This is a genomic window from Kocuria sp. CPCC 205258, from assembly GCF_040981005.1.
Taxonomy (GTDB): domain Bacteria; phylum Actinomycetota; class Actinomycetes; order Actinomycetales; family Micrococcaceae; genus Kocuria; species Kocuria rosea.
Genome location: NZ_JAVKPS010000013.1, coordinates 15,806 through 32,463 on the forward strand (window position 1 = coordinate 15,806; position 16,658 = coordinate 32,463).

The 16,658-nt window shown below is 74.3% G+C and carries 16 protein-coding genes; 8 read left to right on the forward strand and 8 right to left on the reverse strand.

What is annotated here, in order from left to right; translation table 11 throughout:
- Nucleotides 1-84 precede the first annotated feature (84 nt).
- Together RF644_RS16560 and RF644_RS16565 are read right to left on the reverse strand one after the other, a co-directional pair.
- Nucleotides 85-609, reverse strand: coding sequence for a DinB family protein (locus RF644_RS16560; RefSeq protein WP_368797307.1), 525 nt, complete (start codon nt 607-609; stop codon nt 85-87).
- A gap of 114 nt (nt 610-723) precedes the next feature.
- Nucleotides 724-2,241, reverse strand: coding sequence for an MFS transporter (locus RF644_RS16565; RefSeq protein ID WP_368797308.1), 1,518 nt, complete (start codon nt 2,239-2,241; stop codon nt 724-726).
- Nucleotides 2,242-2,363: 122 nt separating this feature from the next.
- Between RF644_RS16565 and RF644_RS16570 the strand changes: the two genes are divergently transcribed.
- Nucleotides 2,364-2,909 carry a TetR family transcriptional regulator gene (locus RF644_RS16570; RefSeq protein WP_031283706.1) on the forward strand — a complete coding sequence of 182 codons (546 nt, stop codon included), beginning with the start codon at nt 2,364-2,366 and terminating at the stop codon, nt 2,907-2,909.
- A 9-nt stretch (nt 2,910-2,918) separates the two neighbouring features.
- On the opposite strand, the gene RF644_RS16575 is transcribed toward RF644_RS16570, so the two are convergent.
- Both RF644_RS16575 and RF644_RS16580 read right to left on the reverse strand, forming a co-directional pair.
- Complete coding sequence (locus RF644_RS16575) at nt 2,919-3,515, reverse strand: uracil-DNA glycosylase (RefSeq protein WP_368797309.1); 597 nt, start codon at nt 3,513-3,515, stop codon at nt 2,919-2,921.
- Nucleotides 3,512-4,759 carry an FAD-dependent oxidoreductase gene (locus RF644_RS16580; RefSeq protein WP_368797310.1) on the reverse strand — a complete coding sequence of 416 codons (1,248 nt, stop codon included), beginning with the start codon at nt 4,757-4,759 and terminating at the stop codon, nt 3,512-3,514. Before RF644_RS16580 ends, RF644_RS16575 begins: the two co-directional genes overlap by 4 nt.
- A 194-nt stretch (nt 4,760-4,953) precedes the next feature.
- On the opposite strand from RF644_RS16580, the gene RF644_RS16585 reads away from it, so the two are divergent.
- A complete protein-coding gene (locus tag RF644_RS16585; RefSeq protein ID WP_368797311.1) occupies nt 4,954-5,511 on the forward strand; it encodes a dihydrofolate reductase family protein in 558 nt (185 codons plus the stop codon).
- Between the two features lie 21 nt (nt 5,512-5,532).
- Here RF644_RS16585 and RF644_RS16590 read toward each other — a convergent pair whose 3' ends face one another.
- Nucleotides 5,533-7,311, reverse strand: coding sequence for an ATP-dependent DNA helicase RecQ (locus RF644_RS16590; RefSeq protein ID WP_368797312.1), 1,779 nt, complete (start codon nt 7,309-7,311; stop codon nt 5,533-5,535).
- A gap of 125 nt (nt 7,312-7,436) precedes the next feature.
- Here RF644_RS16590 and RF644_RS16595 point away from each other — a divergent pair, with 125 nt between their 5' ends.
- Together RF644_RS16595 and RF644_RS16600 are read left to right on the forward strand one after the other, a co-directional pair.
- A complete protein-coding gene (locus tag RF644_RS16595; protein ID WP_368797313.1) occupies nt 7,437-8,189 on the forward strand; it encodes a TSUP family transporter in 753 nt (250 codons plus the stop codon).
- A gap of 121 nt (nt 8,190-8,310) precedes the next feature.
- Complete coding sequence (locus tag RF644_RS16600) at nt 8,311-9,600, forward strand: FG-GAP repeat domain-containing protein (protein ID WP_368797314.1); 1,290 nt, start codon at nt 8,311-8,313, stop codon at nt 9,598-9,600.
- Between the two features lie 14 nt (nt 9,601-9,614).
- Here RF644_RS16600 and RF644_RS16605 read toward each other — a convergent pair whose 3' ends face one another.
- Both RF644_RS16605 and RF644_RS16610 read right to left on the reverse strand, forming a co-directional pair.
- Nucleotides 9,615-10,037, reverse strand: a complete 423-nt coding sequence (locus RF644_RS16605) for a ChaB family protein (protein WP_017834737.1) — start codon at nt 10,035-10,037, stop codon at nt 9,615-9,617.
- A 35-nt stretch (nt 10,038-10,072) separates the two neighbouring features.
- Nucleotides 10,073-10,975, reverse strand: coding sequence for an SDR family oxidoreductase (locus RF644_RS16610; protein WP_368797315.1), 903 nt, complete (start codon nt 10,973-10,975; stop codon nt 10,073-10,075).
- 190 nt (nt 10,976-11,165) lie between these two features.
- Here RF644_RS16610 and ilvD point away from each other — a divergent pair, with 190 nt between their 5' ends.
- Nucleotides 11,166-12,857 (forward strand): dihydroxy-acid dehydratase, encoded by a 1,692-nt coding sequence (gene ilvD / locus RF644_RS16615; RefSeq protein WP_126346599.1) that lies wholly within the window; start codon nt 11,166-11,168, stop codon nt 12,855-12,857.
- Between the two features lie 96 nt (nt 12,858-12,953).
- Here the strand turns inward: ilvD and RF644_RS16620 are convergent, their stop codons facing one another.
- Complete coding sequence (locus tag RF644_RS16620; protein WP_368797316.1) at nt 12,954-13,790, reverse strand: SRPBCC family protein; 837 nt, start codon at nt 13,788-13,790, stop codon at nt 12,954-12,956.
- Nucleotides 13,791-14,024: 234 nt separating this feature from the next.
- Between RF644_RS16620 and RF644_RS16625 the strand changes: the two genes are divergently transcribed.
- From RF644_RS16625 to RF644_RS16635, 3 genes are read left to right on the forward strand one after another with little or no spacing between them, the layout of a single operon-like run.
- The gene (locus RF644_RS16625) at nt 14,025-14,549 is read left to right on the forward strand and encodes a hypothetical protein (RefSeq protein ID WP_368797317.1); all 525 of its coding nucleotides are present in this window, start codon (nt 14,025-14,027) and stop codon (nt 14,547-14,549) included.
- Nucleotides 14,550-14,559: 10 nt separating this feature from the next.
- Entirely contained in the window at nt 14,560-15,792 is a 1,233-nt protein-coding gene (locus tag RF644_RS16630; protein WP_368797318.1) for a sensor histidine kinase, read from the forward strand.
- A complete protein-coding gene (locus RF644_RS16635; RefSeq protein ID WP_368797319.1) occupies nt 15,789-16,493 on the forward strand; it encodes a response regulator in 705 nt (234 codons plus the stop codon). The genes RF644_RS16630 and RF644_RS16635 overlap by 4 nt, the downstream gene beginning before the upstream one ends.
- Nucleotides 16,494-16,658 lie beyond the last annotated feature (165 nt).

Genomic DNA, 16,658 nt, shown 5'->3' on the forward strand with positions numbered 1-16,658 from the left:
CTCCTACGCTAGACATCCAACCAGGCGTCCGCGGATCTGCCCGCGCACCTCCTCATGGGCAAAGGTGTTCGCCCCTTAGGGCAGTCAGTAGGGCCCCGACCACCCGTCCTCGAGCAGACCGCGGGCGTAGGCGGCCTGGCCGAGGTGCTGCGCGGCGTCGTCGACCGTGCTCACCAGGCGGGCGCCCCGGGTGACGGGCGGGGTCCACGACCGGTCCACCACGTCGTCCAGCTGAGCCTCCGTGAGTCCGTGCACGTACGCCACGGTGCGCTCGACCACCGCGTCGAGGTAGCCGCGCAGCAGGTCGGGGGACGCCACGCGGATCCGTGCGACGTCCTCCGGCCCGTCTCCGAAACCCACGGAGGAGTCGGGGACGTCGAGGCCGAACCGCCCGCTCCACCCCTCGGCGGTCCACACCTCCTCCGTACCGGCGAGCTGGGCCACCTGTGCGTCCTGCTGGCGGGACGCGTGCCACACCAGCCAGACCACGGAGTTCGCGGTCCCGCCCGGCATGGTGTGCAGCACCTCCGCCGAGATGCCCTCGAGCACGTGCTCCGCCACCTCGGACGGGCGGCGGGCGGCGTCCTCGAACAGTTCCTGCGGCGTCATCGCGACCACTCCTTCCACACCGGGGGCCGGGCCGGCCCCTGCCGCCGAGCCTACGTCCCCCGAGGCCCGTGGCGCCGGGTCCCGGTGAGGTGACGGCCCGGGGGGGCGGGCGGGTCAGCGCACGGCCGGCCGCAGCATGCGGGCGACCGTGAACGCCGCCAGGACCACCACGGCCGTCATGACCAGCGCCGTCCAGTGCATGCCCGCGGTGAACGCGGCGACCGCCGCCTCCTGCACGGCCGGACCGAGCGCCCCGGCGCCCTCCGCGACCTCGACGGCTCCGCCGAGGGTCTCGTGCGCCGCGGCCGAGGAGCCGGCGTCCAGGGCCGCGGGCAGGTCGAGGTGACGCTGGTAGAAGGCGGTCAGCAGTCCGCCGAGCACGGCCGTGCCCAGCACCGCACCGACCTCGTAGCCGGTCTCCGAGATCGCCGAGGCCGCTCCGGCCTTGTGCGGCGGGGCCGCCGTGAGGACGAGGTCGTTGGACAGCGTCTCGGCGAGCCCGATGCCGGTGCCCACCAGGCAGAAGGCCACCAGGACCACCACGGCGCCGGCGGTCGCGGAGAGGTCCGCAAGGGTGACCACGAGGAAGCCGGTCGAGGACAGGAGGATCCCCGCCGTGATCACGGTCCGGGGGCTCAGCCACCGCACGGCGCGCACGGCCACGAAGCCGGCGAGGACCGTGAGGACGAGGCCCGGGACCATGGTCAGTCCCGCGGTCATCGGGTCCAGACCGACCACGAGCTGCAGGTACTGGGTCAGCATGAACAGGAACCCGTAGAGCCCCACGTTGCCGAGCACGTTGACGGTGACGCCGCCGCGGAAGCCCGGGTGCCGGAACAGGCCGAGGTCCAGCATCGGGTGCGCCAGGACCGCCTGGCGCCGGACGAACAGCACACCGGCCAGCACGCCGAAGGCCGCGCTGAGCAGGCCCTGGAAGAGCTCCCCGGAGGCCGTCGCCGCCTTGATGCCGTAGACCACGGGGGTCATGGCGAGCATGGCGAGCAGCACGGACGGGACGTCCACCGGCCCGGGCCGGGGGTCGCGCGACTCCGGCACCAGCAGGGGGCCGAGCACCAGCAGGGGCAGCAGCACCGGCACGGACATCAGGAACACCGAGCCCCACCAGAAGTGGTTGAGCAGGAAGCCCCCGACGATGGGGCCCAGTGCGGCGCCGCCGCTGAAGCCGCCGGCCCACACCGCGATCGCGATCCGGCGCTGCCCCGGGTCCAGGAAGATGTTGCGCAGCAGGGACAGGGTCGCAGGCATCAGCATCGCGCCGAAGAGCCCCATGGCGGCCCGCCCGGCCACGAGCAGCTCGGCCGTGGGCGCGAAGGCCGACGCCGCGGAGACGGCGGCGAAGCCCGTGCCGCCGATCAGCAGCAGCCGCCGGCGGCCGATCCGGTCCCCCAGGGAGCCCATGGGGATGAGCAGGCCGGCGAGCACGAGGGGGTAGACGTCCACGATCCACAGCAGCTGCGCCCCGGTGGGGTGCAGCGCCTGCGAGATGGTGGGCAGCGCGAAGCTCAGGGCCGTGTTGTCGACCGACACGAGCAGGACGGGCATCATCAGGACCGCGAGCGCGGCCCATTCGCGCGCACCGGCCGTGGGGCGGGGCGTCAGCAGAGTGGTCATGGTTCACCTCCGGGGAACGGATCGGGAGCGGACAGCCTTAGTAACTGTACCGTCTAGACGGTACAGTTATGGGCGAGCTGACACAATGGGCACCACGTCCGACCCAGGGAGGTCTTCCTCACATGCCCCGCCCACCCGTGGCCCGGGACAAGCTCCTGGCCGCCTTCGAGCAGATCGTCCTCGACGACGGCGAGCGCGCCGCGACCCTCGACGCCGTCGCCGCCGCCGCCGGAGTGTCCAAGGGGGGTCTGCTCTACCACTTCCCGCACCGCCAGGCCCTCGTGGACGCGACGCTGCAGCGCCTCGAGGAGCTCATGCAGCTGGACCTCGAGGCCATGGCGGCGGCGCCGGACGGGGCCGCGCGCTACTTCCTGGTCACGTCCCTGTTCGAGGACAGCCGGCTGGACCGGGCCCTGATCGTGGCCTCCCGGCTGGTCCAGGCCGGGGACGAGAACGCCCGGGCCGCCCTGAAGCGGCTCGAGGTGGCATGGTACGAGCTGATCCTCGCGGACGTGGGCGACCCGGTGGTGGCGACCGCGGTCCAGCAGATGGGCGACGGGCTCTACCACAACGCGTCGATCGGCCTGCTGCCCGACGGCAGCGCCCGGCGGCACACCATCCTGGAGCACCTCCTGGCCGCGGTGGACCGGCTCAGCCCACGCCCCTGAGCGGCCGGTTCAGGCCCGCGCCGCGGCGGCGGCCGTGCGCAGCGCGACGAGGATCCGCTGCCGGGTCTCGGCCCGGCGGTGGCCGTTGCGCAGCGACGGGTGCGGCACGCCCAGCACGGGCAGCAGCCGCGGGGGCTCTTCCACGGTGAGCAGGCGCATCATCCCGGTGAGCGCCGGGGCCCCGAAGGTCACGACGACGCGCAGCTCCGGCAGCGCCCCGACCAGCTCGCGGAGAGCGGGTCCCGCCTCGACGAGGTCCTCGACCTTCGGCGGCCGCTGCCGGCCGCCCTCGTCCCGCAGCGCCCAGGGCACCACGTTCCAGCGCAGGCAGTCGCCGCGGGCCAGCCCGGACTCCTCCCGCAGCACCCGGAAGGTCCGGGCGGTGGGATCAGGGTTGTCCTCGGAGCTGAACCCCAGGTCCCCGGCCGCCACGGTGGCCGGCCCGGGCGCCTCCATGAGCACGAGCACCCGGGCCGCGGTGCCGCCGCCGTCGGGGTCGACCCACGGCACGAACCGGCCGCCGTGGCGCCAGGAGCGCACCATGGCGTTGAGCGGGGCCACGTGGGGCTCGTCCACCCGGGCGCGCTTGTCCGGGACCGGGGTCATGCGCCTGCCGTGCCGTCCGTCGCGCGCAGCTCGGCGGGGACGTGCTCGGGCCGCAGACCGATGCCGATCGCCCGCCCGGTGAGGTGGGGCAGGAACGGCAGCGCCCGGACGAGGCCCAGCGGCACCGGGGGCCGCGGCCGCGCCCCGGTCCGGGCCGGCACGAGCCGGCGGGCCAGCACGAGCTGGAACAGCTGGGTGGCGCGCGCCGGCCACGCCCGCCGGCGCTGCACCCGCGCGAGGTCCCGCGCCCGCACCCCGCCGCGCAGCAGCCGCGGCCCGAGCAGGTTCGCCGCCGCGACCGCGTCCTGGATCGCGAGGTTGATGCCCACGCCCCCGGCGGGGGACATCGCGTGCGCGGCGTCGCCGAGGAACAGGATCCCGGGCCGCCACCACCGGCGCAGCCGGTCCACGCGCACGCGCAGCAGCTTCACCTGGTCCCAGTCCTCGATCGTGGTGACCCCCTCCCCCAGCCCGGGGGCGAGCGCGCGCACCCGTTCCCGGAAGGCGTCCAGTCCCTGGGCGCGCAGGGCGTCGTGCTCGCCGGCCCGCACGATCAGGGCGGCCTGCCAGTAGCCGGTGCGCGGCAGGGCCACCACCGCGCCGTCCCCGGCGTTGAACAGCGGCTGCTCCTGCTCCGCGCGGCGGGGCACGCGGAACCACAGCACGTCCATCCGGGACGGTGAGGCCACCGGGGCCAGGCCGGCCGCGGCCCGCAGCGCGGAGTCGCGGCCGTCGGCGGCCAGCACCAGCTCGGCCCGGATCCGCACCGGCGCCCCGTCGTCGTCGTGCGCCGTGACGCCGGTGCACCGGCCGTCCTCGACGAGCAGGCCGTCGGCGGCCGTGGAGCGCAGCAGCCGGAAGCCGGGCAGCGCCTCGCCCTTCTCGGCGAGCAGGTCCAGGAAGTCCCACTGCGGCAGGAACGCGATGAACGGGCAGCGCACGGGCAGGCGGTCGAACCGGCCGACCACCACCGTCTCGCCACCGAGGGAGACGGTGGCGCGCTCCACGCGGGTGTGCGGCAGCGCCAGGACGTCCTCGAGCCAGCCGAGCTCGGCCATCAGCTCGAGGGTGGAGGGGTGCAGGGTGTCGCCGCGGAAGTCGCGCAGGAAGTCCCCGTGCTTCTCCAGGACCACCACGTCCACGCCCTGCCGCGCGAGCAGCACCCCAGCCATCAGCCCGGCCGGGCCGCCGCCCACCACGCAGCACGTGGTCCGCACCTGTTCCGTCGTCCGCTCCGCCGCCACGGGTGCCTCCCGGGCCCTCGCTCGTCCGCTGTCCCTGCCGACGATCCCACCGGGGTGGCGGTCGCGCAAGAGACGGCCCGGCCCGCGCCCCGGCCGGACGCGTCATCCCGCGCCGCCCCCTTCCCCCGGCCGCGCGGGAGCGCGAGAGTGGGAACCGCAGCGACGGACGCCGACCGCACCGACAGGAGATCCCCATGGGCACGCTGATCGTCACCGAGTTCATCACCCTCGACGGCGTCGTCGACTCCCCCGGCGGCGGCCCGCACCCGCACGCGGGCTGGAGCTTCCGGCACGTGACCTATGACGAGGCGGCCTACGAGCTCAAGGACCGGGAGCAGAAAGAGGCGGCGGCGATGCTGATGGGCCGGGTCAGCTACGACGAGTTCGCCCCCGTCTGGCCGTCGATGGAGGAGTTCGCCGAGTACAACGCCATGCCCAAGTACGTGGTCTCCTCCAGCCTGGAGGACCCGCGCTGGCACAACACCTCCGTGCTGCGCTCCCTCGACGAGGTCGCGCGGCTGAAGGCCACGGTCGACGGCACGATCCTCGTGCACGGCAGCGCCACCCTGGCCAAGGGCCTCGCCGCCGCGGATCTCGTGGACCGGTACCACCTGCTGGTGTTCCCCGTGCTGCTCGGGGCGGGCCGCCGTCTCTTCGACGACAGCACCGACACGTTCCGTACCCTGGAGCTGGTGGAGCACGAGGCCTACGCCAACGGCGTCCTCAAGTCCGTCTACGACGTCGTCCGCTGACCGGCGGCCGCCCGTCGGGGCTCACGGTCCCTCATCCGGCCGTTCCCCGGAGCCGCGCACCAGCAGCCCGTCGTGCTCCTCGATCAGGCGCAGGGAGAGCTCCTTGTACCCGACCGTGTCGAACAGGACGGTGATCCGGTCCGGCTCCGCGCCCATCACGATCCCGTGGCCCCACTCGCGGTGGGTGACGGGGCTCTGGATCGCCCAGCTGTGCGGGGTGGCGGCGGACCGCTCCGCGGCCTCGGCGGCGGAGCCGGTCTCCGCGCAGGTGTCGCAGTTGCCGCACCAGCCGTCGGTCTCCTCGCCGAAGTAGTGGAGCAGCCAGTCCCGCCGGCACCCGTCCGTCTCGGCGTAGCCCCGCATCATGTCGATCCGCGAGCGGTCGATCCGGTGCTGGGCCTCGGCCTCCGCCAGCGCGGCGGCGACGGCGTCCTCCGGCGCGACCCCGTCCACGGCCCGGTAGCCCTCGGGCCGGGCCAGCACGCCGCCGCTGTGCTCGAGCAGGTGCAGGACACGGGCCTGGGCGCGGGGGCCGAGGCCGGTGTGCTCGCGCAGCTCGCGGGCCCGGACCGGCCCGTGCCGGCGAACCGCGCGGAGGACCTGCTCGAGGTCCGCCGGCTCGGGGGCGGCCCCGGCGAAGTACTGCTGGAGCCCCAGGTCCTCGGAACGGTAGTGCAGCACGGCGAGGGCGGGTCTCCCGTCCCGGCCGGCCCGGCCGATCTCCTGGTAGTAGCTGTCCAGGGAGTCGGGGACGTCCGCGTGCACCACGAAGCGCACGTCCGGCTTGTCGATGCCCATCCCGAAGGCGGTGGTGGCCACCACCACGTCCAGCTCGTCGCCGTGGAACCGGGCGTGCACCTCGTCCCGCTCGGACCTCCGGCGTCCCGCGTGGTAGGCCTCGGCGCGCACGCCGCGCCGGACCAGCTCGGCGGCGTAGTCCTCCGTCTCCCGGCGGGTGGCGACGTAGACCAGCCCCGGGCCGGCGAGCCCGGAGACCTCGTCGAGCACCGCCCGGCGCTTGTCGGAGGCCTGGTGGTGGCGCACCACCCGCAGCTCGATGTTGGGCCGGTCGAAGCTGTGCACCAGGACCAGGGGGTCGCGCAGACCCAGCCGGTCGACGATCTCTGACCGGGTGTGCGGGGACGCGGTGGCGGTCAGAGCCACGACGGCCGGGCGCCCCATCCGCTCGACGGCCTCCTGGAGCACCAGGTAGTCGGGGCGGAAGTCGTGGCCCCACGAGGAGATGCAGTGCGCCTCGTCCACCACGAACAGGGACGGCGGGTGCGCGGCGAGCCGCTCGGTGATCTCCTCCCGGGCGAGCTGCTCGGGGGCGAGGAAGAGGAACTTCGCGTCCCCGCGCGCCACGGCGTCCCAGGCGGCGCGCTCGCGCCGCACCCCCACCGCGGAGTTCACCGCGAAGGCGGCCTCCGCCCCGAGGTCCTCGTTGATCGCCTCGACCTGGTCGTGCTGGAGGGCGATCAGCGGGGACACCACCACGGCGGTCCCGGGCAGGGCGGCACCCGGCACCTGGTAGATCGCGGACTTGCCGTGGCCGGTGGGCATCACCGCCAGGACGTCGCGGCCGGCCGCCGCCGCCACCATCGCCTCGAGCTGGCCCTCGCGGAACTCCTCGATGCCGAAGCGGGACACGGCGACCTCCCGGAGCCGTTCGGCGGTGACCGGTGCGGCGCGCCGGCCCGCGCCCGTGGCGGCACCCACCGGCTCAGCGGGGGGCCGGGCGAGGACGGTCGCGGACCCGTGCCCGTCCTCGTCGCCGATCGGGTCCCGGCTGATGCCCATGGTGCTCCTCTCGTCCGACGGCGTCCCGCGGGGGAGCTCTCCTGACAGCAAGGGTACTTATCGAATCCGGGAATCACCACGGCGGGCCCGTGTGCGGTCCAGGGCCGGGCGGCCGGGGGCGCAGAATGGGACCCGTGGAAATCATCGTCATCGCCGCCCTCGCGATCCTCGTGGGCTCGGTCCTGCAGCGCGTCTCGGGCACGGGGGTCGGCCTCGTCGTGGCCCCGACCCTCGCCCTGCTGCTGGGCCCCGCCACGGGCGTGCTCGTGACCAACGCGACGACGACCGTCTCCGGCTTCCTCATCATGCTCTCGGTGTGGCGCCACGTGGACTGGCGGCGGTTCGCCCTCATCGCCCCGGCCGCGGCGGTGGGCGCCGTGCCGGCGGCGCTCGTGGTCCGCGAACTGCCCGCCGCCTGGCTGCAGGTGCTGGTGGGCGGCGTGGTGCTGCTGGCCCTCACCACCATGTTCGGGCTCCCCCGCCTGCCCGAGTGGCCGGGGCGGCTGCCCACGGTGCTCGCCGGGGCGATCGGGGGGTTCTTCAACACCACGGCGGGGGTGGCCGGACCGGTCATGGTGATCCACTCCCGGCTGGCCCGCTGGGAGCAGCGCTCCTTCGCCGCGACCCTGCAGCCGGTGTTCATGACGATGGGCGCCCTCTCGGTGCTCACCAAGACCCTTCTGGGGGCGGCGGGGACCGGCGGGATGCCGCCGTGGTGGGTGGCCCCGGGCGTGGTCCTCACGGTGGTGCTGGGCGTGCGGATCGGCGGGGTCGTCGCCCGCCGCGTGCCGCTGAGCACGGCGCGCACGATCGCGCTGGTCCTCGCGGGGCTGGGCGGGGCGATCACGCTGGTGCGCGGACTGCTGGGCGTGCTCTGAGTCCGACCGCCGACCGAGGGGGGGTCTCGCCGCACGTCGCACTTCGGCAACGAACGGTGGCCCAACGGCGCCCGGCGGAGCCTCCGGAACTAGGCTGGGCCCACCGACACAGGGGGCCACCATGGATCGTCAGCGGCATCTTCGTCTACAGGTGGGACTGGCCTCGGCGGCGCTGCTCGTCGCGGCGGCCGTCCAGCCCTCGGCGGCGGCGGAGCCGGGAGACTTCAGCTACGCCCAGGGTTGGCGGATCGGCCAGCACCCGCGGGAACTGGCGGACGTCAACGGCGACGGGCGCGCCGACGCCGTGGGCTTCGGGGACGCCGGCGTCCTTGTCGGGTACGGCTTGGACCACGGCGCCTTCTCCCCCGCGACGCTGAAGGCCAGCGCCTTCGGCCGGGACCAGGGGTGGCGCGTCGACCGGCACGAACGGACGCTGGCGGACCTCAACGCCGATGGACGGGCCGACGTCGTCGGCTTCGGCGAGGACGGCCTGCACCTGTCCTACTCGGCGCCCAACGGAGTCATCACCACGCCCAGCCACCCCGAGCCGGATCTGGCCGACTACGGCGTCGCCCAGGGCTGGCGGGTCGATCGGCACCCGCGGGAGCTGGCGGACGTCAACGGCGACGGACGGGCCGACGTCGTCGGCTTCGGCGACGCCGGGACCTGGGTCTCCGTGGCGCACCACCAGGACGACTTCCTCGTGGAACTCAGGTCCCCCGTGCTCGGCGTGGGCGATTTCGGCCACGACCAGGGCTGGCGGGTCGATCGGCACCCGCGGGAACTGGCGGACGTCAACGGCGACGGACGGGCCGACGTCGTCGGCTTCGGCGACGCCGGGACCTGGGTCTCCTACGCCCGCCCCGACGGGACCTTCAGCGCCGCAGCCCTGAAGGTCCGCGACTTCGGCCACGACCAGGGCTGGCGGACCGACCGGCACCCGCGGCAACTGGCCGACGTGGACGGCGACGGACGGGCCGACGTCGTCGGCTTCGGCGACGCCGGGACCTGGGTCTCCTACGCCCGCCCCGACGGGACCTTCAGCGCCGCAGCCCTGAAGGTCCGCGACTTCGGCCACGACCAGGGCTGGCGGGTCGACCGTCATCCGCGCTTCGTCGAGCGGGCCACCTCCGGGCAGGGCGCCGACGTGGTGGGATTCGGTGACGGAGGGACGTACTTCTCCTTCTCCGGCCCCGGAGAGACGCTGTCGGCCGCCTGGTTGGGATTCGAGGAGTTCGGCCACCACCAGGGCTGGCGGGCCGACCGGCACCCCCGGGAACTGGCGGACGTCAGCGGTGACGGAATTCCCGACGTCGTGGGCTTCGGCGAGCGGCAGCCCGTGGTTGCGACGCTGCTCATCCACGCGGTCCCGCCCGACATCTTCGAGCACGACCCTGCGACCGGCGGTTGAGGGACGGAAGTCAGTCAGTCCTCGCGGGCCCGGCGCGTCGCGGCGTCGTTGGCCTTCCGGATCGCGTCGACGAGCTCCTTCTTGGTCATGTAGGAGCGCCCCTCCACGTCGAGCCGCTTCGCCACCTCGTAGAGGTGCTCCTTCGAGGAGTTCGCGTCGACCCCGCCGGCGGTCTCCGCGCGGGAGTCGCGGCCGCCCGCGGCGTGCTCGTCGGAGGGCCCGTACTCCTCCTTGCCCTCCCAGTGGTCGCCGACCTTCTCGTGGGTGTGCTTGAGCGCGCTGTAGGCCGTGCGCGCCGCGCGCTCCTCGTCGCCGTACTCCTCGAGCGCGGAGTCGTAGGTCTTGGCGAACGTGTCCTGCGCCTTCTGCCCCGAGCGCTGCAGGGTAGAGGGCAGTTCGCTCTTCTTGGCGTGGTCGTCCTTGCCGGTCTTGGGCACGAGGTGCTCCTTCCGTAGGGGTGTGGGGGCGCGGCTCAGAAGACGGGCATGCCGCCGGTGACGCCGAGGACGGTGCCGCTGACGTAGCTGGCCTCGGCCGGGCTCGCGAGGAAGACGTAGGCGCCGGCCAGCTCGGCGGGCTGGCCGATCCGGCCCAGGGGCGTCTCCTTGCCCATGTTCGCGACCGCTCCGGGCTCCTTCGTGGCCGGCCCCAGCGGGGTCCACACCGGTCCGGGGGCGACCGCGTTGACGCGGATGCCCTCGGGCCCGAGCTCGGCGGCGAGGTTGGCGGTGACGTTGTTCAGCGCGGCCTTCGTGGCCGCGTAGTCGATCATCGACACGGACGGGTCGTAGGCCTGCACGGACGTGGTGTTGATGATGCTGTCCCCGCGGCCGAGGTGGGGCAGCGCCGCCCGGCTGATCCAGAGGGTGCCGTAGAGGTTGGTGCGCACGGCGCGCTCGAGGTCCTCCGCGGCGAGGCCCTTGAGCCCCGCCTCCCCGCGGGCCCAGTGGAAGCCCGCGTTGTTGACGACCACGTTGAGCCCACCGAGGCCCTCGACCGCCCGGTCCACGATGTCCCGGCAGCTCTGCTCCTCGCGCACGTCACCGGGGACCAGGACGGCGGTGCGGCCGGCCTTCTCGATCCACCCCACCACGTCCTGGGCGTCCTCCTGCTCCTCGGGCAGGTAGTTGATCGCGACGTCGGCCCCCTCCCGCGCGAACGCGATGGCCACGGCGCGGCCGATCCCGGAGTCCCCGCCGGTGATGAGGGCCTTGAGCCCCTCGAGCCGGCCCCTGCCCTCCCAGGACGCCTCGCCGTGGTCGGGCACGGGGTCCATGGCGGCGGTCAGCCCCGGGGGCGTCTGCTGCTGCTCGGGCATCCCGCCCTCGTCGTCGGCCATCGCGCGGGCGTGCTGGGAGACGGGTGCCTCGGGCATGTCGGACTCCTTCGATCAGGTTGCTTATCGTTTGCTTCTCCCACCCTAGGAGGACGGGCGCCCCCTTGTCTTCCCCCGGGGGTGCACAATCTTCCGCGCCGGCCGTGGACACCCCTCGACGCTCCTCGAGTTCCGTTGATAGGTTCGCGGCACGCACCCCACCGCGCACCGACGACCCGGGAGAGACCGCATGAGCCCCGACATGAAGCCCCGCAGCCGTCAGGTGACCGACGGCATCGACGCGACCGCCAGCCGCGGCATGCTCCGCGCCGTGGGCATGGGCGACGCCGACTGGGAGAAGCCCCAGATCGGCATCGCGAGCTCCTGGAACGAGATCACCCCCTGCAACCTCTCCCTGGACCGGCTCGCCCAGGGCTGCAAGGAGGGCGTCCACGCCGGCGGCGGCTACCCCCTCCAGTTCGGCACGATCTCGGTCTCGGACGGGATCTCGATGGGCCACGTGGGGATGCACTTCTCGCTGGTCTCGCGCGAGGTCATCGCGGACTCCGTGGAAACGGTGATGCAGGCGGAGCGCCTCGACGGGTCCGTCCTGCTGGCCGGGTGCGACAAGTCCCTGCCGGGCATGCTCATGGCCGCCGCGCGCCTGGACCTGGCCTCGGTGTTCCTCTACGCGGGGACCATCGCCCCGGGGTGGGTGAAGCTCACCGACGGGACCGAGAAGGACGTCACCCTCATCGACGCGTTCGAGGCCGTGGGCGCGTGCAAGGCGGGCCTGATGGGCAGGACGGACCTCGACCGCATCGAGCGGGCCATCTGCCCGGGCGAGGGCGCCTGCGGCGGGATGTACACGGCCAACACGATGGCCTCCGTGGCCGAGGCCCTGGGCATGAGCCTGCCCGGCTCCGCGGCCCCGCCCTCGGCGGACCGACGGCGCGACCAGTTCGCCCACCGCTCCGGGGAGGCCGTCGTCGAAATGCTCCGGCAGGGCATCACGGCCCGGGACGTCCTGACGAAGGAGGCCTTCGAGAACGCCGTCACCGTGCTCATGGCCCTCGGCGGGTCCACCAACGCCGTCCTGCACCTGCTGGCCATCGCCCACGAGGCGGAGGTGGAGCTCACCCTCGAGGACTTCAACCGGATCGGGGACCGCGTCCCGCACCTCGCGGACCTCAAGCCGTTCGGCCGGTACGTCATGAACGACGTCGACCGGCACGGCGGCATCCCGGTGGTCATGAAGGCCCTGCTCGACGCCGGGCTGCTGCACGGGGACGCCCTCACCGTGACCGGCCGCACGGTGGCCGAGAACCTGGCCGCCCTGGACCCCGGGCCCCTGGACGGCGATGTGATCCGCACGCTCGACAACCCGATCCACCGCACGGGCGGGATCACCGTCCTGCACGGCTCCCTGGCGCCGGAGGGCGCGGTGGTGAAGTCCGCGGGCTTCGACGCCGAGGTCTTCGAGGGCCCGGCCCGCGTCTTCGAGCGCGAGCAGGCCGCGATGGACGCCCTGGAGGCCGGGGAGATCACGGCCGGGGACGTGCTCGTGATCCGCTACGAGGGCCCCAAGGGCGGCCCCGGCATGCGCGAGATGCTGGCCATCACCGGGGCGATCAAGGGCGCGGGCCTGGGCAAGGACGTCCTGCTGCTCACGGACGGCCGGTTCTCGGGCGGCACCACGGGTCTGTGCATCGGCCACATCGCGCCGGAGGCCGTCGACGCCGGACCGGTCGCGTTCCTGCGCGACGGCGACCGGATCCGGGTGGACCTGGCGGCCCGCTCCCTGGACCTGCTGGTGGACGCCGAGGAGCTGGCGCGGCGGCGCAGCGGCTGGGCCCCCCTGCGCCCGCAGTACGAGGGCGGCGTGCTGGGCAAGTACGTCAAGCTGGTGCGCTCGGCCTCGCTGGGCGCCGTGACCGGCTGACCGGCCGGTTCCGCCGCCCCGCCGAACGGGACGCCCCGTGCACGCACCGGGCCCCGACCGTGTGCGGTCGGGGCCCGGTGCGTGCACGGGGACGAATCAGAGCGGGCCGCCCGCGGGGCGGTCGTCGATGCGCCGGGTGGCGGGGTCCACGCCCGGGTCCGCGTCGACGGTGTCGTCGGCGAGCGTCTCGTCCACGGGCGGGACCGGCGGGACCTCCCCGGTCACGGTCTCCCCGGGAGCCCCCGGCGCCACCGGTGCCACCGGTGCGGCCGGCGCCGCCGGGGGTGCGGTCGACTCGAAGGTCACCGGCTCCGTGTCCGTGCCGGAGTCCTTCTTCTTCGCCGCGGCCGCGACCCCGGCGGCGGCCACCCCGGCCGCGGCGACGCCCGCGGCGACCGCCTTGCCCGACACCCCGGCCTTGCCGTCGTCACCGCGGGAGGCCGCGGCGTGCTCCACGCCGGGCGTGCCGACCGGGGCGCCCTCGTTGACGGAGCCCCGCCAGGCGCCGGTCGCGTAGCCCTCGGCCTCGATGAACTTCTTGAACCGCTCGAGGTCGCCCTCGGCCTGGTTCTCGACCACGTTGAGCTTGTCGCCGACCTTCTCCACGAGGCCCTCGGGCTCGTACTCGAGGACCAGGTGCACCTCGGTCCGCCCGTTGCCCGCGTCGCGGAACGTCACGGTGCCGGCGTTGGTGGCGCCCTCGGTGGCGGCCCAGGAGACCCGGCTGTCGGGGACCTGCTCCACGATCTTCGCCTCCCACTGCCGGCGGACGCCGCCGAGCTCGGCGACCCACTGGAGGCGGTCGTCGCCGAGCTGGGTCACGCTCTGCACGCCGTTCATGAAGTGGGGGAAGTCCTCGAACTGGGTCCACTGGTTGTACACGGTGCTCAGCGGCACGTCGACCACGACATTCTTCTCGACCTTGGTGCTCATGGCATCTCCTTCGATCCGTCTCGACGATCAGGGGCGGCGAAGCGTCGCCGATTCGCCAGTGTGCTTACGATACCGCCGGGCGCGCGGTGTGACCAGGGGTCGGCGGCCCGGCCGGCACGGGCCCGGGGCGCCCCACGGAGGACTATGGACTTGACGTGGGCGGACGGGGAGAATTGCCGCACGACCTGCGGGGGGCTCGACATGGCGAATCTCGAGACAGAATTCCGGACACTGGTGTCCGTCCAGGACGCGCGGGCAGCTGATGCCGTCGAGGGACACCTGGCGTGGGGACGCCTGGTGGACAGCGACTACGTGCTGGTGCACGGGCCGCCGGACTGGCTGGGACGGGACGTCGACCCCGAGGTGCTGATCGCCCGGGTCGCGTCGGGGCGGACGGACGAGGTCGAGCGGATCAGGATCTCCCGGATCCAGCTGCACGGCGTCCTGCACGACCCCGCGTCCGAGATGACGGGCATCCGGCTCGACCACCCGTCCGGGTGCCCGGCCCAGGGCCCACCGGACGGCGCGGGCTCCGAGCGCCGGCTCGCCACGGGCGCCGAACTGTGCTCGGCCGTGGACACGGTGCTGGGCCCGGCCCCGGCCGAGGAGGCCCCGGACTGCACCGAGGAGGCCCTGCGACCCGTGGTGGCGTGGGAGGAGATCCGGCGCCACTCGATCGTGGAGGACTGCCGGCTGCCCGCTCCTCCCGTCGAGCGGATGTGGATCTGCACCGTCTTCGGCAGGTCCGTGTGCAGCTGAGCGGGACCCGATGAGATCCCGGAGGCACCCCTCGCGCCTGGCCGTGGACCTCGTCGCGGTACCGGTGCTGTGGGGCATCGAGCTCCAGATCACGTGGGACCGCACGGCGGAGCCGGACGCGACCGCCACCTGGGTGGTCGTCCTCACGGCGGCGCTGCTGTACCTGCCCCTGTTCTGGCGCCGGCGCCGGCCCCTGACGGTGCTGGCCCTGGTGTCGCTGGGCGCCGTGGCCGTCCCCCTGCTCGGCTTCGCGTTCCACCCCGTCTTCTGCGTCTGGCTGGCCCTCTTCGCGGCGGCCGCGCACTGCTCCGACCGGAACGCCCTCCTCGGCCTGGCGCTCGCGTTCCTGCCGGTCGCCACGAGCGTGCAGGCCACCGTCCGGGACACTCCCGACCCCTCGATGCGGGTCGCCACGTTCGTCGTCGCCGCGCTGTTCCTCACCGTGGCCCACGTGGTCGTCTTCGGCGTGGGCCGGTGGGTCCGCTGGAGCGTGGCCCAGCGGGCGCTCGTGGCCCGGCTGGCCGCCGCCCGGGCCGAGGCCGAGGAGCGCCAGCGCATCGCCCGCGAGCTGCACGACGTCGTGGCCCACGCGGTGAGCCTCATGGTGCTGCAGGCCGGAGGGGCCGAGCGCGTGATGGACCGGGACCCGGAGCGGGCGCGGGCGGCGCTGCGGCAGGTCGACGAGCTCGGGGAGCAGGCCGTCACGGAGCTGCGGCGCATGCTGGGCCTGCTCTCCCCGGCGCCGTCCGCGGCGGCGCAGACCGCGCCGGAGCCGGTGGGCCTGCAGCGATTGGACAGCCTGCTCGACCACCTGCGCACAGCGGGCCGTGAGGTGGAGCTCTGCGTGGCGGGCGAGCCCGGGGCCCTGGAGCCGGCGGTGGACGAGGCCGCGTACCGGATCGCGCAGGAGGCGCTGACCAACGCGGTCAAGCACGCCGCCCCGGACCGCCCGGTCCGGGTCGCCCTCGACTGGGGCCCCCGGGACGTCGAGCTCTCCGTCCGCACGGACGGCGCCGGGGCCCGGGGCCGGCTCTCCGCGCGGCTGTCGACCGGGCACGGGGTGCGGGGGATGGCGGAGCGGGCCCGGGCGGTGGGCGGCGAGGCGACGGCCGGGCCCGATCCGCACGGGGGGTACCTGGTGTCCGCGCGGCTGCCCGTCCGGCCGCCCGGCCCCGGCGACGCCGCGGCGCAGGACGCCGCGGCGACCACGGCGGCCACCGGCCGCGGGAAGGGCACCGGATGACACGGGGCGCGGAACCCGCACCCGTGCGGGTGCTCCTGGTGGACGACGAGGCGATGGTGCGCTCCGGGCTGGCCATGCTGCTCACGGCCGAGCCGGACCTGATCGTCGTCGGGGAGGCCGCCGACGGCGCGGAGGCCGTCGAGGAGACCACGCGGCTGCAGCCGGACGTGGTGGTCATGGACGTGCGGATGCCCGGCACGGACGGGGTGGCCGCCACCCGGGTGCTCACCTCCGACGCGTTCCTGGACCAGGTGCCGAACGTCCCCGCCGTCCTGGTGCTGACGACCTTCGACGAGGACGCCGCCGTCCACGCCGCCCTGCGGGCGGGCGCCTCCGGCTTCATCCTCAAGAGCTCCGCGCCGAAGGTCCTGGCGGACGCCGTCCGCTCGCTGGCCCGCGGCGGGGGCTGGCTGGACCCGGACGTGACCCGCAGGCTCCTGACCGAGTTCGGCCGCGGGCCCGACCCCTCCGCCCCTCCGCCTGAGCGGCTGCAGCAGCTGACCCGGCGGGAGCGCGAGGTCCTGGTCGCCGTCGCCCACGGCCTGACGAACTCGGAGATCGCCCGGCGCCTGTTCCTCAGCGAGGCGACCGTGAAGACCCACGTCCACCGGATCTTCCTGAAGCTGGGTGTCAGCGAGCGCGCCCAGGCGGTCACGGCGGCGTTCAAGAGCGGGCTCGTCAAGCCCACCGACCGCTTCTGAGCCCTGCCCCCGGTCCCGCGCGTACCACCCCGGTTGTACGCCGGAGTTCACCTCCCGGGTGGACGCAGGGAGGTGCCCCCCACTGCGACCCTGGTCCTGTCGGTTCGAGAAGTTCCCCTCCGGACCCCGGGCAGGAACCGCCGGCACCCACGAAATCTCTTTCCC

Bases quoted from the DNA above. Each gene is read 5' to 3' on its own strand.
- RF644_RS16595 (WP_368797313.1), top strand. From the start codon at position 7,437: ATGGGACCCGTGGAAATCATCGTCATCGCCGCCCTCGCGATCCTCGTG.
- RF644_RS16575 (WP_368797309.1), bottom strand. From the start codon at position 3,515: ATGACCCCGGTCCCGGACAAGCGCGCCCGGGTGGACGAGCCCCACGTG.
- RF644_RS16570 (WP_031283706.1), top strand. From the start codon at position 2,364: ATGCCCCGCCCACCCGTGGCCCGGGACAAGCTCCTGGCCGCCTTCGAG.
- RF644_RS16620 (WP_368797316.1), bottom strand. From the start codon at position 13,790: ATGAGCACCAAGGTCGAGAAGAATGTCGTGGTCGACGTGCCGCTGAGC.
- ilvD (WP_126346599.1), top strand. From the start codon at position 11,166: ATGAGCCCCGACATGAAGCCCCGCAGCCGTCAGGTGACCGACGGCATC.
- RF644_RS16585 (WP_368797311.1), top strand. From the start codon at position 4,954: ATGGGCACGCTGATCGTCACCGAGTTCATCACCCTCGACGGCGTCGTC.
- RF644_RS16610 (WP_368797315.1), bottom strand. From the start codon at position 10,975: ATGCCCGAGGCACCCGTCTCCCAGCACGCCCGCGCGATGGCCGACGAC.
- RF644_RS16635 (WP_368797319.1), top strand. From the start codon at position 15,789: ATGACACGGGGCGCGGAACCCGCACCCGTGCGGGTGCTCCTGGTGGAC.
- RF644_RS16560 (WP_368797307.1), bottom strand. From the start codon at position 609: ATGACGCCGCAGGAACTGTTCGAGGACGCCGCCCGCCGCCCGTCCGAG.
- RF644_RS16630 (WP_368797318.1), top strand. From the start codon at position 14,560: ATGAGATCCCGGAGGCACCCCTCGCGCCTGGCCGTGGACCTCGTCGCG.
- RF644_RS16600 (WP_368797314.1), top strand. From the start codon at position 8,311: ATGGATCGTCAGCGGCATCTTCGTCTACAGGTGGGACTGGCCTCGGCG.
- RF644_RS16590 (WP_368797312.1), bottom strand. From the start codon at position 7,311: ATGGGCATCAGCCGGGACCCGATCGGCGACGAGGACGGGCACGGGTCC.
- RF644_RS16565 (WP_368797308.1), bottom strand. From the start codon at position 2,241: ATGACCACTCTGCTGACGCCCCGCCCCACGGCCGGTGCGCGCGAATGG.